Origin of the sequence: Agrobacterium rosae (assembly GCF_002915175.1) — a bacterium.
GTDB lineage: Bacteria > Pseudomonadota > Alphaproteobacteria > Rhizobiales > Rhizobiaceae > Agrobacterium > Agrobacterium rosae.
Genome location: NZ_NXEJ01000005.1, coordinates 123,222 through 140,021 on the forward strand (window position 1 = coordinate 123,222; position 16,800 = coordinate 140,021).

Sequence of the window (16,800 nt, forward strand, 5' to 3'; positions counted from 1 at the left end):
GTTACCGCAGCGAGGCATCAATGACAAATTTTGCAGGATCTACGATTTCGTACGTGCACTGGAATGCCGCCGCCGCCACGCGATAGGTATCGCTTTCATCTGTCTGCACCTGCACGATCGCATCTCCCGGCAACGCAACCATCGTCTCGTCCCACGGGGCTCTGAAGTTGAACGGGCCAATTTCGTCCGTGACGATAAAGTAGCTCATATTATTGCCCTTTGGCTTAAAGGCGCGGTAGCCAGCGGCATCTGCTGCTGAGAGAGGCTCACCGTAGCGATCCGAAAAATTCCGTGCTTTTACCAGAATTTCCTCATTACCGGTTTCTTCACAGCGATTGCGCACGACCCAGTCACCTTGCTCAGCGGGTTTCGAGCGGGTCTCCACACCTTGTCCTTTAATGTAAGTGATGACGATTTCACCGGGCGATGCGGGGCGGGCATCAACCTCTTTCGTCTTTCGCGCTACACCAACCCTGTCGACTTTTTTGACCTCGGCCATCAACGCGATCTGGTCTTTGCGCGGTACGTCTTCGATAGCGAACGCCGTCAATGGGAACAGCAGCGGCAGCAAAAACAGCGTTCTCGAAAAGACCAAAGGAGCCATCTGAATTCCATTCATAGCGGCACAACACGAATGATATGCGGAACATGTCACGGGAAGATCACGTAAGTTTGAATGTACAGATATGCCGTCAAAGAAAAACCGCGCATTTTTAAAGGGTAGATTTTAACAAGCCTTATGATGCCTATTTTACCGGCACATGCCTTCCCAGCAGTTTTTGGCGAGACCGTTCAGTTTCATGTCAGCTAGGTGACACATCCCCTGCCCCTGATCTTGGATATGCGTGAGCACCTGCTTGCGAAACATCCGATGGCACGAGCAGCGGGAACACGAGACTATGGCACTATCATTTCAGACAACTAGAAGCGGACGCAGCATGGTCACACGGCCCGTCATGGGCAGCGTGACGCTCAGTATCGTAACGGCTCTCTACCTGTTGTTTTTTGCCAACCACACATTTTGGGCGAAGATACATACCTATCTCTCTGCCTACCCCGTTGCCATTTTTGGGCTTTACATTGCAATGAGTGCCGCGTTCTCCGCTGTGTTCATTCTGTTTTCCGTCAAATATCTGACCAAGCCCATCTTTGCCGTGTTGATCATCATTGCTGCCGTATCCTCCTGGTTCATGGACCGGTTCGGCGCGGTGATCGATAGTGACATGGTGCGTAACGCTTTCGAAACGACGCAGGCGGAAGCAGGTAACCTGATGACACCCGGCTTTGCCCTTCACCTCGCGCTCTTTGCGGGCATTCCCATCATCTTGTTGGCAATCATCAAGATCGACCACAGGCCGTTCTTCAGCAAATTCCTGTGGAACATGGCCAGCATTATCGGCTGTCTGGCCATTGTGTGCGCCGTCGCTGCGGCAAATTCCAAGACATTTACAACGGCAGTTCGCCAGCACAAGGACATTGCCAAAAGCCTCAATCCTTTGACGCCTATTTCCTCCACCGTGCGCTATTTCTCGCAGGCCGATCAGGAAGCAAAGCTCACGGTTTCACCCACTGGCCAGGACGCCAAGGTGATGCCCGCTCTTGGCGGCGTCACCAAGCCGCGCATCACTGTTATCGTTGCCGGAGAAACCGGGCGCGCGGCCAACTTCTCGCTCAACGGATATGGCCGCGACACCAACCCTCAGCTGGAAGCGCGCAACGTCGTCTATTTTCCAAGCACGGTCAGCTGCGGCACGGCAACGGCAATCTCCATCCCTTGCATGTTCTCCAAATTCACTCGTTCGGAATACAGCCACAGCAAGGCGCTTTCCAACGAAAATCTGCTCGATGTCCTTGTCCATGCGGGCGTAGATGCGCGCTGGTGGGACAACAACACCGGCAGCAAGAATGTCGCAGACCGCGTTCCCTATTTCGACCTGACCGCAGCGCAGGACCCCAAATTCTGCTCGAGCGGCGAGTGCCGCGACGACATTTTTCTCGACAGGCTGGATAGCTGGCTGGACGGCGTGACGAAGGATAGCGTCATCGTTCTTCACCAACTCGGAAGCCATGGCCCCACCTACCATTTGCGGTACACCGACGAGTTCAGAAAATTCACGCCCGATTGCCAGACTGCCGAATTGCCCGATTGCAAGGATACCGAAATCACCAACGCCTATGACAACACCATTCTCTACACCGATCATTTCCTTGCCAGCATCATCGACAAGCTGAAGACTCGCTCGGACAAGTTGGCGACGGGAATGATCTATGCGTCCGACCATGGCGAATCGCTGGGAGAGAACGGGATTTATCTCCACGGCGCTCCCTACATTCTGGCACCGGCAGAGCAGACCCACGTACCGTTCCTCGTCTGGTTCGACACCGACTTCGCCAAATCGATGGGGCTGGATGGGGATTGCCTTGCGAAAGAAGCCAAAGCAGGCGGGCGCTCCCACGACAACTTCTTCCACAGCATTCTAAGCATGATGAACGTATCAACCTCTGTGTATGATTCATCGCTGGATGTATTCAGTGCCTGCAAACGCAGACCCACCGCTTGACGAGACAAATTGCGAAGCATACCCACTCTTTAGCCGTTCTGCATATGGCTGAAAGCGAGGTATGCTTGCGCGTTCTACTTGTGGAAGACGATCATGTTCTGGGGGAAGCGCTTCGCGACCACGTAGCCGCCGCGGGACATGCGGTAGACTGGTTCAAGACTGTCGCGGACTCCACCGCGGCGACACAGACCGTTGGCTATGGCCTGATACTGCTCGATCTTCGATTACCCGATGGCGAAGGCCTTTCCATTCTCAGAGGCCTTCGACAACGCAATGATCCGACACCGGTCATCATTCTGACCGCTCACGATCAGGTTTCAGACCGCATCGAAGGGCTGAATGCGGGTGCGGATGACTATCTGGTCAAACCCTTTAATCTCGGCGAATTGACCGCGCGCATGCTAGCTGTTTCGCGCCGTTATGATGGGCGCTCCGAACCGGTTGTGAAACTGCCGGGTATCGAGATCAATCAGGTGGCACGCAACATCGTCGTCAATGGCAATGCCCTCACACTCAGCGCAAGAGAGTGGGCGGTTCTGGAAAAGCTCGTAGAGCGCCCCGGAGCCGTTGTCTCCAAAGCGCAATTGCATGAGACGCTCTATGAATTCGGCGCAGAAATCGAAAGCAACACCGTCGAGGTCTATGTAAGCAGATTGCGCAAGAAAATCGGCTCTGACAGGGTGGAGACGGTGCGTGGCCTTGGTTACACGATCAGGTAGACAGATGAAACGTAGCGACAGCATGACCCGTAGAATGGTGATCGCACTGACGAGTGTCGTTGCTCTGTCGTGGCTGATTGCATCGGCGCTCGGCATAATGGTGATGCAGGATGAATTTGCGGAAATTTTCGACAGCGGCGTGCAGGAAACCGCCGAACGGCTGTTACCGCTGATCGCCGACGACCTGAAGGAACGCAGCCCTGAAGCCGAGCGCCGTCTGGTCCAGCCAGCAGATGGCGAAGAATACCTTACCTATCAACTGCGCGACAGCGAAGGCGAAGTGTTGCTTCGTTCACGCGACGGTGCTTCCGAACCGTTCGACGTGCCGTTGACGCCCGGTTTTGCCGATACGGCGACACAGCGCATCTTTACGGTGGTCACCGAAGATGGGGGCCTTTATTTGCAGATGGCGGATGCCTTCGCCAATCGCCGTGAAGCCATTTTCGAGGCCGGAACCGCTTTGATCCTGCCGCTGCTATTACTGATTCCTGCCAGCATCGTCGCAGTTATTCTTGTCGTCAGGCGAACTCTGGCTCCTGTCCAGACATTGCGTGACGAAATCGGCCGCAAAGACAGTGGTAACATGGCTCCGGTGGACGCCACCCATCTTCCCGGAGAGCTGCATCCGATTGCAAGATCGGTCAATCTGTTGCTCGAACGACTGCGTGCGGCACTGGAATCGGAACGCGCCTTTGCGTCGAACAGCGCTCATGAACTGCGAACGCCCATCGCCGGGGCGCTTGCCCAGGCGCAACGTTTACAGGCTGACATTCCTGCTGAATACGCTCCGCGTGTCGACCAGATCGAGCGGTCCCTGTCGCATCTGGCTCAGCTGGCAGAAAAACTTTTGCAAATGTCCCGAGCAGAAGCAGGTATTGGCGCATCCGATGTGGAGATTGACCTGCTGCCCATCGTCGAGCTTGTTCTGGAGGATATAGGACGTTCGGAGACTGGTGAAGGCCGCATTCGCTTGCATCTGCCATCGGACGGCGGCCTATATGGCATGATCAACAGCGACGCCTTTGGCATCGTCGTGCGCAATCTGGTCGAAAACGCGCTGGTTCACAGCCCAGTGGGCAGTGTTGTCCATGTGCATATTGACGGTGATAACTCTCTTCGTGTCATCAACGAAAGCGTCGTCATCGATCCTGCGCTTTTGCCCAAGCTGACGACACGTTTTACCAGAGGCGCGACACAGGCAACCGGATCAGGCCTCGGGCTTGCCATCGTCAAGCACCTCGTTGCGCAAATGAACGGCTCCCTCGCTTTGTCCTCTCCAGCGGCTGGGCATAATGATGGCTTTGAAGCGAAGATTTCGCTGCTGGCGATAAAAGCGGGTAAAACGATATGAAAGCCAATTCCTAAATTGCTTTCATATCGCCCGCATTCTATCAAATTGCATGCTTTACGATGTTAATCGACTGCACTTGGACAGATTGATCCTGCCATGCACCCGCGCGACAGAAGCGTTGGCGCGGCTGGATGAGCGCATTTCCCGCTCATCCTTCGGTCGAGGCTTTCTCGAGCGGCAGGATTTTCTTGACGCCGCATCGTCCCTATGGATCGATGGCGAACTCGTTCACATCGAAGATCTGGTTCTCCACGACGCCCATATGGATATTCGTGCGCCCACCCACGAAATGGCGATTGCCAGCCGCATATTGCGCGCCCGCCGTCAGATATCCAGCAATGAGCCGAAATGGGCGTTGAGCCCAGCGGGCTTGTCCCGCTTGCGTGGCGAGGAAGCGACAACCCTGCCAGCAACAAAGGAGCCCGGCCCCTTACCAACCCGCGATGAAGCCTTGACAGACGACGATGCGGATATGGCGCTCAGCGATGAATTATCGACCATCGACCGTCTGTTGGCTCGAAGCACAGCAACTCTTGAAGCCATAACCAAGGACGAGAGCCGATCGACCTCCAAGACCGAAAACAACATCATCCGCGATCCGGACTGGAATGAGGACGAGCGGCTTGGCGAATGGCAAACGGTCCTGAAAAGCAGCGCCGGACTTCCTGCCGTATTGCGTGCAGTGATCGCACTCGACGCCTGGTATAAACTAGAGGTGTTGCAGCGCAGCCCTTGGCTTGGCCGTCAATTCGCCGCCGCCCTCTTACGACAGGAGGGTCTCACTTTGTCCCATCTGTCCGCGTTCAACACAGGTTTGAAAGCCGTTCCCCGTGAGCGGCGTAACGCGAGCGGCCAGCCGGAACGGCTCATTGCTTTTCTGGATAGTATCCACGAAGCGGCAACCCTCGGCCTGAAAGAGCACGACAGGTTGCTGAACGCGAAGACCCGCATGGAACGCAGGCTTGTTGGCCGAAGATCGAATTCTCGCCTGCCTGATCTGATCGAACTCGTTTTGGCGAGGCCAGTCGTTTCCACGTCCATGATCGTCCAAGCACTCGGCACCACGCCTCAAGGGGCTGTAGGCCTCGCTAACCAGCTGGAACTGCGCGAAATGACCGGGCGTGGACGCTTTCGTGCCTGGGGCGTGCTTTAATTATAATCCGGCTCCCAAACGCAAAACCGCCCGCGACAAGCACGGGCGGTTTTGGTTACTCCGTCAGCAATTCATCCGGCTGTCGGACATTCAAATGGCTCAGAACTCTTCCCAGTCAGACTTGACGGCGGCGTTGCCATTGAAGGCAGATGCAATCTTGCGGCCCAGTGCGCGGGCTGGTGATTGAACCGGACGCTCGACTGGCGTTGCCGCGCGAACCAGTGCTTCGTAACCGCCACCCAGCTTGAACTGGCCAAGCAAATGGTTCAGCGATGCTGCTTCACGCGCCAGACCATGGCTGGCCGCCGTCTGCTCTTCCACCATCGCTGCGTTCTTCTGCGTGTCCTGGTCCATCTGGTTCACAGCCGTGTTGATCTGCTGCAGGCCGGAGGACTGTTCCTGCGCCGCATCCACGATAGCCACCACGTGACGGTTGATTTCCTGCACTTCGGTGACGATGGTTTCCAGCGCGCGGCCGGTTTCACCAACCAGCTGTACGCCCTGCTGAACCTGGTCGTTCGAGGTCGTGATCAACGCCTTGATTTCCTTGGCAGCCTTTGCAGAGCGCTGCGCCAGTTCACGCACTTCCTGTGCCACCACCGCAAAGCCCTTGCCTGCTTCACCGGCACGGGCCGCTTCCACACCGGCGTTGAGCGCCAGCAGGTTGGTCTGGAAGGCGATCTCATCGATGACACTGATGATGTTGGAAATCTCCGACGAGGACTTCTCGATCTGCTCCATAGCAACAACGGCCTTGCGAACGACATCGCCGGACTGCTCAGCACCAGTGCGGGCTCTCGCCACCAGCTGACCGGCTTCCTGGGCACGTTTGGTCGAGTCCTTCACCGTGGTGGTGATTTCTTCCAGCGCTGCTGCAGTCTCCTCAACTGACGCGGCCTGCTGTTCCGTGCGCTTGGCCAGATCGTCGGCAGCGGAGCGGATTTCGTTGGCACCGGCATCGATACCACGAGCATTTTCAGCCACACGGCTCAGAGCCGTCTGAAGTTTCTCGGCAGAACCGTTGAAGTTCTCGCGGACCTTGTCCAGATGTGCGGCAAAGGGCTGGCTGATGCGGAACGAGAGATCGCCATCCGACAGGCGTGACAGGGCATCGGCGAGATTATCGACGGCAAAGCTGGTGTCGGCTGCTTCTCTGGCTTTCTGCTCTTCACGCGCCATCCGCTCTTTTTCGGACAGGCTGCGGTTTGCTTCAGCTTCGGCCTCAAGACGGATGCGCTCGAGAGCGTTGTCGCGGAAAACGGCCACCGCTTCAGCCATCTGACCAACCTCGTCACGACGATTGAGCCCGGCAACCTCTTCTTGAGTCTGTCCATTGGCAAGAGACACCATACGGCTACGCAAGCGATCGATCGGACCGGTGATTCCACGAGCAGACACGAACAGCGCAAGGACGATTGCAGCCAAAAACAGCAGGCCCAGAGCGACAAGCGTCGTGAGGATTGTGGAGTTGGTCTGATCGCTCAATGCATCCGACTTTTCCGTAACGACAGCAAGATTGCGTTCGCTGATCACGCGGATATCGCTGCGCCATTGGTCAATTTGCGGTCCAACCTCTACGAGAATTTTGCGGGCTGTCCGAAAATCACCCGTCTTCGCGACCTGCCAGACCTGGTCCGTCAATGTGGAGATCGCGTTTGTTCGCGAAATGAATGTGTCGATCTCACCAGCCATCTCCGGCAGGAGCTTCTTTGCACTTTCAAGGCGGCGGATCGTGGTCGCGACATCGGACTTATAACCCTCTTCCACTTTTGAGGTATTGGCCGATTGTTCACGCAGCATCAGTCCCAACGTGGTGTCGTAACCCAGCGACACCAACGCTGTATTGGCGCGGAACAACTCCGTCGATCCAATAGCGTTGTTCGAGATAAAATCCGAATAGCTGGTGTCAGCGTTTTTGTAGTTGTTGGACACAAGGCCAACACCCACTAAACCGATGAGTGCAACTGGAACGATGAGAGAAAGCACCTTGGTGCGAATTTTTGCATTTTGCAGAAAAGACATGGGGCCTCAGTGAGTGTTTCAATGAAACCGGCAAAACACATTATATGACGTCACAAAATCGTGAGCGTCCAGCATCGTGCTGCCAGAAACTGAATGCACTTCATCATGAAGCGGCTGCGAGTTTCATGTTCTGAAGCAAAAGAATTTAAACCGGGTTAAAAGAATTCGTTAAACAGGGTAATTATTCAATATAATCAACACACTTAGAGTGAAAATGCACTACACCACATGCATAACGTTTACTCACGTTACGTAAGCTTTCAGCCCTAACGTAAGCAAAAAACGGAGCAATATTCGGCATCATTTTCCAGTCTGACGCCAAGCTGACATCACTCCTCACGGAATGCTCGCGTGATTTGATCCGAGAGTGGTTTCAGCAGATAGGACAACGCTGTCCGGTCTTCGGTTTTGATCATCGCCTCCGCTGGCATGCCGGAAACAAGTCTCAGGCCCTTCAGCTTTGTCAACTCCAGTTCCGCAACCGTGAGGCGCACGACATAAGAAGATGTTCCAGTTCGCTCGTTCGTGTTCAGATCGGCGGCAATACGGGTCACATGCGCCTTGAGTTGCGGTGTCGTTCGCTGGTTGAAGGCGGACATGCGCAACATCGCCTCATGGCCAAGGCTGATCTGGTCAATGTCCTTTGGCGCTATCTGTACCTCGAGTGTCAATTCGTCGCTCTCGGGTACGATGGACATAATGGTCTCGGCCGGACTGATAACCCCGCCGACGGTATGAACGGTGAGTTGATGGACGGTGCCAGATTGCGGCGCGGTGATATCGATGCGCTTGAGACTGTCTTCGGCGGAAATCTTGCGCTCGACATATTCACCGATCTGCGCCTGAACGTCTGCCAACTCGCTGCCGACCTCGGCCTTCTGATCCTGATCGATCTGGAGTATCTGCAATCTCGTTTCGGAAATCTTGCCCGCCGCCTGTGCCTGATAGGCTATCTTTTCGCCCCACTCTCCACCGAAGGTCGCCGCTTGCGTCTTCAAGCTGTTGAGACGTTGATCGGACACGACGCCCTGTTGCCTCAGCGCGTTCAAAGATGCGATCTCGTTGTTTAAAACAGTCATGCCGTCCGCATAGGCCGTCTCTTGCGCTTTCAACCCCTCGATTTCATGCCGGAATTGCACGACGCGCTCTGCCAGTTGAGCCTTCTTGCCGTCACGAGATTGTTTGCGGAACGCGAACAGCCGCGTCTCGCTGTGAATGGCGGATGCTACGTCGACATTTTGTGCACGCGCCAGAAGGCTCGTTGGAAAGACGATCTCCGCAAGGTCGTCCCGCTCGGCCTCCAGACGCGCCTGCCGCGCCGTCAGCTCATCCAGCCGTTTGGTCACGATTGCAAGATTGGCACGGGTCTGCGTGGAGTCCAACCGCATGAGAATGTCCCCGGCTTTCACCACATCGCCCTCGTGGACGAGGATTTCTCCCACCACGCCGCCGGTGGGATGCTGTACTTTCTTGACGTAGGAATCGACCACGAAATGTCCCGAAGCGACCACCGCTCCCGAGAGTGTTGCGACGGATGCCCAGGCTCCTGCACCACCCAGCAGCACGACGCCGACCACAAGCCCCGCTACCAAATGGTGCCGGATGGACCTCGAAACATCGAAACCGTCAACGCTTGGCATCATCGCCCTCGTCCCTGTCCAAAACATCGACCCCCGCCGGTTCAGGCTGCACGATTTGCTGCGCACCGGCGCGTAGCGGCCGCACGCCATAGCCGGTTCCCGAGAACCCTTTTGTAGAGGGTGCTGTTGCCCCCCCTTTCAGCACCTTGGAGAGAATGTCGTCGCGCGGTCCGAACGCTTTCTGCCGCCCGCCCTCCATCACCAGAACCAGATCGGCTGCGCCAATGGCGCTGGGCCGGTGCGCAACGACGATTGCGATACCGCCTCGGGCGCGAACATACCCAATGGCATTGACCACCGCCGCTTCGCCCTCGGCGTCCAGATTGGCGTTCGGCTCGTCCAGAACAACCATGAACGGATCACGATAAAGCGCACGCGCCAAGCCTATACGTTGCCTTTGCCCGGCTGAAAGCGCCGAGCCTGCCTCGCCTATAGGGGTCTCGTACCCCTTTTCAAATTGCAGGATCAGATCATGTGCGCCAGCCGACCTTGCGGCAGCGACAATGGCTTGCGGGTTGGCCTCCGTTTCAAAGCGGGAAATGTTTTCGGCGATCGTGCCATCGAAAAGTTCGACACCCTGCGGAAGATAGCCGATGTGGCCACCAAGTGCCTCACGGTCCCACTGCTGCAAACTCGCACCATCGAGCCTGACGTTTCCAGATGCAGCAATCCAGACATTGACCAAGGCACGACACAGCGTCGACTTGCCGGATCCTGACTGGCCAATGACGCCAAGCGCGCTGCCGGCTTGCACAGCAAAATTGAGCCCGCTGACGGTCGGCCTCTTCTCGCCGGGCGGCACGATGGCCAGCCCTTCGACATGAAGTTGCCGCACTGGCGCAGGCAGGGCTGTCACTGGAGGGTCCAGGGGAACCCTCGACAGCAAATCCTGCAAACGGTTCCAGCTTTGCCGCGCCATCAAAAACGGTTTCCAGCTCGCAATGGCCATATCCACCGGTGCCAATGCGCGCCCCATCATGATAGAGCTTGCGATCATCACCCCGCCGCTGACTTCCTGACCGATGACGAGATAGGCACCCACACCTAATATTGCCGATTGGAGCATCACCCGCAGCGTTTTCGAAATGCCGCCGAGCCCGTTGGAAATGTCTCCCGCGGTACGGTTAGCGACGAGATATTCCCTGTTGGCAATACTCCAGCGAGATGCGAGGCGTTTGCCCATGCCCATGGACTGAACGACTTCTGCATTTCGTCTGGTAGCTTCCAGCAGCCCATTGCGCTTCATATTATGGGTGATGGTGTCGCGTATCGGCTTGTGCGACAGCACATTGGCAAGCAACGTCAATGCGATAAGCACGACCGCACCGAAAAGCGCGGTCACCCCGATCCATGGATGGAAAAGGAAACATATTCCCAGATAAAGCGGCATCCAGGGAAGATCGAAAAAAGCGTTTGGCCCCTGCCCGGACAAAAATCCACGCACGTTATCCAGATCCCGTAATGGCTGAAGACCGTCTCCCGCCATCCGCGTTACCAAAGGCAGGCGCACCACGGCGCTGTGGATTCTGACAGAAAGCTCGTTGTCGAATTGCTCGCCAATACGCAGAAGAACACGGGCACGGATGATTTCCAGCGCGGCCTGAACCGAAAACATTGCGCTGGCAAGAACGGCAAGGCCGACAAGGGTTGGAACACTTCCGCTGGGCAACACCCGATCATAGATCTGCAACATGAAAAGCGGCGAGGTCAATGCGAGTAAATTCACGACGCCGCTCATCAGCGCGATGGCGCAAATGACCCACTGAAGCGATGTGTGTTTGAAAACGCCGAACAAATTTCAATTCCGTGTGTTCAAGCAACGAGTTCACGTTACCGTCACCGGGCAGGTGACGATAAGATGCATAATCAAGTCGAGATCGACAGCGTCCGCGCAGACCTTCGTTGCGGCATTTTAAAAATCCGCGAAAGCAACGAAGACCGTTTCTATAAAACGTTCGATAAAAGTAGTCTCCACCCGCATCCGCTGTAAACCCTGATACCGTGTCAGTGCCAATTGGGATAGACAAACCGCCCTCGATGTGCGGTGCAGCAAGAGGGGCGCGATGAAAACTTGCATTGCAGCAGCAAGTTGTTAACATGCCAGACAAGTAACAGCCAGATGGGGCACATATGGACGCCGTACACACGCCAGAGCGCGGAACTTCACTCGCCACCAAGATCAGCACCGCCCTGCGGCGTGATCTGGTCGGAGGTGTATTTCGCCCAGGCGACCGGCTTCCGAGCGAGAGTGCGCTGACCCGTGAATATTCCGTCAGCCGCACAGTCGTGCGGGAGGCCATTGCGATTTTGCGGGCAGATGGGCTGGTGGAAGCCCGTAAGGGTGCTGGTGTATTTGCACTTCAAATTCAGCACGAGAAAGATGAGCCGTTCAAGGACCTGACCACTGAGCGGATATCCTCGGTCATCGAACTTCTGGAGTTGAGAACCGTGTTCGAAGTCGAATCCGCAGGGCTTGCGGCATCGCGGCGCTCCGCGACACAGATCGAGTCGATTCTCGACGCTCACAAGGTGATTGGCGCGTGTCTTGCCGAAGGCAAATCCACACGCGACGCGGACTTCGATTTGCACTTCAAAATCGCTGAAGCCACTCAAAACCGCCGTTTTCCTGAATTCCTGCGCCTTATCCGGTCCGGTATCATCCCCCGTGGCGAGTTGCAGGGTGCCGAGCCTGGCTCCCGCCCGAAGGATTATAACTTGCATTTGCAAGAAGAACACGGACGCATCGTTGACGCCATCATCGAAGGCGATGCAGAGGCTGCCCGTGAACAGATGCGCGTCCACCTGCGCGGAAGTCTTGAACGCTACAAAGTCCTCCTGCGATCCAGAACTGCAAGTGCGGAATAGAAAGTTTTAGCTCTCACACAGCCACCTGAATCGTCCCGCAGCGATTGCGCGCCCCATAAGGAGAGCATCAAAACCGCGTGCCACAGCTCTTTATGGGAAAGAGCAATGGTCATCAGTGCTTCTCATAATCTTACCAACTTGCATCACAGCTTCCAGCTCATCCGCTTGACAGATACGACAACATGTGACAGATTTTTGAAAAGTTGTCAGACATGAAGCGTTCACTTCCAGAGGCTGACACAGGGAGGAAACATGCACTTACGAAGCCCGCGCCTTGCTGGCGTGGCGGGGCAGATCGGCACCATTGCCATCACGCTGCTCGGCCTGCTTTTGCTCACCTTCTTCATCGGACGCCTGATGCCTGCAGACCCGGTGCGCGCCATCGTTGGGGAGGACGCGACCCGCGAAACCTATGAGCAGGTATTCCGCTCACTGGGACTGGACAGGCCGATATGGCAGCAGTTCTTCTATTATCTAGGGGATGTCTTCACCGGTAATTTCGGCACGTCCATCCGTACAGGTCAGCCGGTCATTCAAGACATTCTCCACGTCATGCCTGCCACGATGGAGCTTGCGACGTTTGCCATCCTCATCGGCGCGGGGCTGGGCATTCCCATGGGTGTTTTCGCGGCCGTGAACAAGGACCGCTGGCCAGATCATCTCGTGCGCGTCGTCAGCCTGTTCGGCCACTCCATGCCAATCTTCTGGACAGGCATGATCGCGCTGATCGTGTTCTATGCGAAGCTCGATCTGGTTGGTGGCAGCGGTCGTATGGACCAGTTTTATATCGGGCTGGTGGACGAGCGCACCGGTTTCCTCCTGATCGACAGCCTGTTGGCCGGAGATATGGATGTGTTCTGGTCCGCGGTGAACCACCTGATCCTGCCAGCTTCGCTGCTGGGCTATTCGTCATCGGCCTACATCACCCGTATGACAAGAAGCTTCATGCTGGACCAGTTAGGTCAGGAATATGTAACGACCGCGCGCGTCAAAGGCCTTTCCAGCCAACAGACAATCTGGCGGCACGCCTTTGCCAATATCCGCGTCCAGCTCGTCACCATCGTCGCCCTTGCCTATGGTTCGCTGCTGGAAGGCGCTGTGCTCATCGAAACCGTGTTCGCATGGCCGGGCTTCGGTCAGTATCTGACCAGCAACCTGATCACCGGCGACATGAATGCCGTCATGACCTGCGTTCTCATCGTCGGCGTCATTTTCATCGGACTTAATCTCCTGTCCGACATTCTCTACCGCTTCTTCGATCCGAGGACACGCTGATGACCGCGCATGCAGAAAAAATAAGGCTACCAGCCTCCGTGAACGCGATGAAGAACATCGTTCTTTTCCTCCTGCGCAGCCCGACATCGACCTTCGGCCTGATCGTTCTTGCCATTCTGATTTTCGCCGCAGTTTTTGCGCCCCTCATCGCCACGCATGACCCCTATGTGCAAAACCTTGCGAACGTCCTCAAAGCCCCCGGAGACGGACATCTGTTCGGAACCGACGATCTGGGCCGCGACATCTTCAGCCGCCTGGTTTTCGGCGCGCGCATCACGCTGACCATCATCTTTCTCGTCTCCATCGTGGTTGGCCCCATCGGCCTCATCATCGGCACGGCATCTGGTTATCTTGGCGGCAAATTCGATACGGTGATGATGCGTATTACCGATATCTTTCTGTCGTTCCCAAGCCTGATCCTGTCTTTGGCCTTCGTAGCAGCACTCGGCCCTAGCCTCAACAACGCGATCATTGCCATCGCACTAACCTCATGGCCGCCGATCGCACGTCTTGCCCGCGCGGAAGCACTGACATTCCGCAATGCCGACTACATTGCAGCGGCCCGTCTCCAGGGCGCATCACCCATCCGCATCATCGTCAAGTCGATCATGCCCATGTGCCTGCCATCGGTGCTCATTCGCCTGACGCTGAACATGGCAACCGTCATCCTGACCGCCGCGGGCCTCGGCTTCCTTGGCCTTGGCGCGCAACCGCCGCTGCCGGAATGGGGCGCGATGATTGCGACAGGTCGTCGTTACATGCTGGACAATTGGTGGCTGGTTACTTTCCCAGGCATATCGATCCTCACCGTCAGCCTTGCCTTCAATCTTCTGGGTGATGGTCTGCGCGATGCGCTCGATCCCAAGCAGATGAACCGGAGATAGACCATGGAACGGACAATACTGGACGTCGAAAATCTCCGCATCCGTTATGGCGGCTCGCAAACAGAGGCAGTACGCGGCGTGTCCTTCACCCTCGGTCGTGAACGGCTGGGTATCGTCGGCGAGAGCGGCTCGGGCAAATCCACCGTGGGACGTGCACTGCTGCGCCTACTGCCGGGTGCGACGATCACTGCCGATACGCTTCGTTTCGATGAACTCGATCTTCTGTCGCTGTCGGAAAAGGAAATGCTGAAAGTTCGCGGCAGACGCATGTCGATGATCCTTCAGGACCCGAAATTTTCGCTCAACCCTATCAGGCGCGTCGGTGATCAGGTAGCGGAAACCTATCTGCGGCATTTCAAATGCACGAAAGCGGAAGCCAAGATCAAGGCGCTCGTCATGCTGGAAGCGGTCAAAATCCGCGATCCTGAGCGCGTCTACGCACAATATCCACATGAGATTTCCGGCGGCATGGGCCAGCGCGTGATGATTGCCATGATGCTGCTGGCGGACCCTGATCTCGTCATCGCCGACGAGCCGACATCGGCGCTCGACGTCACTGTTCGGTTGCAGGTGCTCAACATTCTCGATGGCCTCGTTCGGGATCGCGGCATCGGCCTTATCATGATCAGCCACGACCTCAATCTGGTGCGCAATTTCTGCGACCGCGTTCTCATCATGTATGCGGGCCAGGTGGTTGAAACCCTGTCGGCAGGCAATCTGGATGCCGCACAACACCCCTACACACGCGGCCTTTTGGCCGCTCAGCCCCGCATTGGAGGCACCCGCTCGCCGCTGGCGGTGCTGGACCGTCGCCCGGAATGGCTTGAGGAACACGCCTGATGTCAGTTTCTGTTGAAATTCGCGACCTGTCGATCAGCTTCGGCGAAGGGCCGGCAGCGGTCAAAGTCCTCCCATCCGTCTCCTTTTCCGTCCAGCCCGGTGAATGTTTCGGACTTGTCGGTGAGTCGGGCTCGGGCAAATCCACCGTGCTGCGCTGCGTTTCCCTGCTGACCGATTTCTGGAAAGGCGACGTCCTGATCGACGGCAAATCCGTACGCGACATACCGCTGATCGACCGTTGCCGCACCTTGCAGATGGTGTTTCAGGATCCCTATGGTTCGCTGCATCCGCGCCAGTCGGTCAGAACCGTGCTGAACGAACCTCTGACCATCCATAAGCTTACCGACAAGGAAGAGCGGATGCGCAAGGCCATCACCGACGTTGGCCTGCCGGTTTCGTTCCTGGACCGTTTTCCCCACCAGCTTTCCGGCGGTCAGCGCCAGCGCGTGGCCATTGCCCGCGCCTTAATCCTCGAACCATCCCTGCTGTTGCTGGATGAGCCGACCTCAGCGCTGGATGTTTCGGTACAAGCTGAAATCCTTAACCTCCTCCAGCGCCTTAGAGAAGAGCGCGGCTTCACCTACATCATGGTCACGCATGATCTGGCCGTCGTTGACCACATGTGCGACCGGTTTGCGGTGATGCTGCGCGGTGAAGTCACGGAAATACTTCCGCGTGATGCCATTGCGCGTAAAGGCGCGACACACTCTTACGCGCGCGAACTGATCTCTGCGTCGCTGGAATATGAAGGCGTAAACGCCTGACGCTCAGTCCACGTCGGGATCATATTCCCGTTTGCTATCGTCCTTGGAAAACAGGACGCACGGTCCGCGGGAACCACGCGGATCGTAGGAATAACCCTTCAGCGCCAGCGCCTGGGTGATATCGCGAATGCCTGCCAGATTGTAGAGATGGTCGTGCAATTCCACGAAAATACGTTCGACACCGGCAAGCTGCGCATTCTGCAACAGATCGTGCTCCGCACCTTCGATATCCATCACCAGCGCGTTAATGCGATGTTCGGCAATGAACGCATCGATGTTTTCCGACGGGATTTCGATGCGGTGCTCGTATGGACCCTGATTTTCATCCATGGACGACATCCAGAGATCTTTGCGCACATAAAACGGGTGAACATGCGGGGCATGCGCGGTCAGCAACCCTTGCGAAAATACGACATTATCGGCGCAATTGGTCTTGATCACCCGTGCAGCCAGTGCAGCCGTTCCGGGGTTCGCCTCGAAAGCCCAGACCATGACATCCTTGATACCTGCAATGATGGAGGTGATGATGCCGATGCCGGAGCCAAGCTCGAGAACCCGGTCGCCCGGCTTGATGGCTTTGAGAATGCTGCGGGCTTCCTTGGCCTCATAGCTTCCGTCCGCAAGGGCATTCCAGATAATTGGAGAAACCTCCTCCCGCGCCAAATCGAGCTTTACCCCATGCACGTCAAGCCGTTCCATTTCAAATTCCCCTCATGGCAAAGCCAC

14 protein-coding genes are annotated in these 16,800 nt (G+C 56.4%); 9 read left to right on the forward strand and 5 right to left on the reverse strand.

Translation table 11 applies throughout. The features are described 5' to 3' along the window. Position 1 precedes the first annotated feature (1 nt). Complete coding sequence (locus CPJ18_RS10525; RefSeq protein ID WP_197710897.1) at positions 2-604, reverse strand: hypothetical protein; 603 nt, start codon at positions 602-604, stop codon at positions 2-4. Positions 605-938: 334 nt separating this feature from the next. On the opposite strand from CPJ18_RS10525, the gene CPJ18_RS10530 reads away from it, so the two are divergent. From CPJ18_RS10530 to CPJ18_RS10545, 4 genes are all read left to right on the forward strand, one after another. Beyond that, positions 939-2,561 carry a phosphoethanolamine transferase gene (locus CPJ18_RS10530; protein ID WP_245445387.1) on the forward strand — a complete coding sequence of 541 codons (1,623 nt, stop codon included), beginning with the start codon at positions 939-941 and terminating at the stop codon, positions 2,559-2,561. Positions 2,562-2,626: 65 nt separating this feature from the next. Further along, positions 2,627-3,280 carry a response regulator gene (locus CPJ18_RS10535; RefSeq protein WP_103658278.1) on the forward strand — a complete coding sequence of 218 codons (654 nt, stop codon included), beginning with the start codon at positions 2,627-2,629 and terminating at the stop codon, positions 3,278-3,280. 4 nt (positions 3,281-3,284) lie between these two features. Further along, complete coding sequence (locus tag CPJ18_RS10540; protein ID WP_103658104.1) at positions 3,285-4,631, forward strand: sensor histidine kinase; 1,347 nt, start codon at positions 3,285-3,287, stop codon at positions 4,629-4,631. Between the two features lie 49 nt (positions 4,632-4,680). After that, on the forward strand, positions 4,681-5,784 hold the full coding sequence (locus CPJ18_RS10545; protein ID WP_103658106.1) for an RHE_PE00001 family protein: 1,104 nt from the start codon (positions 4,681-4,683) through the stop codon (positions 5,782-5,784). Between the two features lie 99 nt (positions 5,785-5,883). On the opposite strand, the gene CPJ18_RS10550 is transcribed toward CPJ18_RS10545, so the two are convergent. From CPJ18_RS10550 to CPJ18_RS10560, 3 genes are all read right to left on the reverse strand, one after another. Further along, positions 5,884-7,806 carry a methyl-accepting chemotaxis protein gene (locus tag CPJ18_RS10550; protein ID WP_103658117.1) on the reverse strand — a complete coding sequence of 641 codons (1,923 nt, stop codon included), beginning with the start codon at positions 7,804-7,806 and terminating at the stop codon, positions 5,884-5,886. 329 nt (positions 7,807-8,135) lie between these two features. Next, the gene (locus CPJ18_RS10555) at positions 8,136-9,446 is read right to left on the reverse strand and encodes an HlyD family type I secretion periplasmic adaptor subunit (protein ID WP_103658280.1); all 1,311 of its coding nucleotides are present in this window, start codon (positions 9,444-9,446) and stop codon (positions 8,136-8,138) included. After that, entirely contained in the window at positions 9,433-11,241 is a 1,809-nt protein-coding gene (locus CPJ18_RS10560) for a type I secretion system permease/ATPase (RefSeq protein WP_281063038.1), read from the reverse strand. The genes CPJ18_RS10555 and CPJ18_RS10560 overlap by 14 nt, the downstream gene beginning before the upstream one ends. A gap of 335 nt (positions 11,242-11,576) precedes the next feature. Here CPJ18_RS10560 and CPJ18_RS10565 point away from each other — a divergent pair, with 335 nt between their 5' ends. The 5 genes from CPJ18_RS10565 (at position 11,577) to CPJ18_RS10585 (ending at position 16,074) form a co-directional block, all read left to right on the forward strand. Further along, positions 11,577-12,311 carry a FadR/GntR family transcriptional regulator gene (locus CPJ18_RS10565; protein ID WP_103658119.1) on the forward strand — a complete coding sequence of 245 codons (735 nt, stop codon included), beginning with the start codon at positions 11,577-11,579 and terminating at the stop codon, positions 12,309-12,311. Positions 12,312-12,563: 252 nt separating this feature from the next. Beyond that, the gene (locus tag CPJ18_RS10570; protein ID WP_077103326.1) at positions 12,564-13,586 is read left to right on the forward strand and encodes an ABC transporter permease; all 1,023 of its coding nucleotides are present in this window, start codon (positions 12,564-12,566) and stop codon (positions 13,584-13,586) included. Continuing rightward, positions 13,586-14,470 carry an ABC transporter permease gene (locus tag CPJ18_RS10575; protein ID WP_077120035.1) on the forward strand — a complete coding sequence of 295 codons (885 nt, stop codon included), beginning with the start codon at positions 13,586-13,588 and terminating at the stop codon, positions 14,468-14,470. Before CPJ18_RS10570 ends, CPJ18_RS10575 begins: the two co-directional genes overlap by 1 nt. A gap of 3 nt (positions 14,471-14,473) precedes the next feature. Continuing rightward, the gene (locus CPJ18_RS10580; RefSeq protein ID WP_103658121.1) at positions 14,474-15,310 is read left to right on the forward strand and encodes an ABC transporter ATP-binding protein; all 837 of its coding nucleotides are present in this window, start codon (positions 14,474-14,476) and stop codon (positions 15,308-15,310) included. Further along, the gene (locus tag CPJ18_RS10585) at positions 15,310-16,074 is read left to right on the forward strand and encodes an ABC transporter ATP-binding protein (RefSeq protein ID WP_103658123.1); all 765 of its coding nucleotides are present in this window, start codon (positions 15,310-15,312) and stop codon (positions 16,072-16,074) included. Before CPJ18_RS10580 ends, CPJ18_RS10585 begins: the two co-directional genes overlap by 1 nt. A gap of 3 nt (positions 16,075-16,077) precedes the next feature. Here CPJ18_RS10585 and CPJ18_RS10590 read toward each other — a convergent pair whose 3' ends face one another. Further along, complete coding sequence (locus CPJ18_RS10590; protein ID WP_103658125.1) at positions 16,078-16,773, reverse strand: FkbM family methyltransferase; 696 nt, start codon at positions 16,771-16,773, stop codon at positions 16,078-16,080. Between the last annotated feature and the right edge of the window lie 27 nt (positions 16,774-16,800).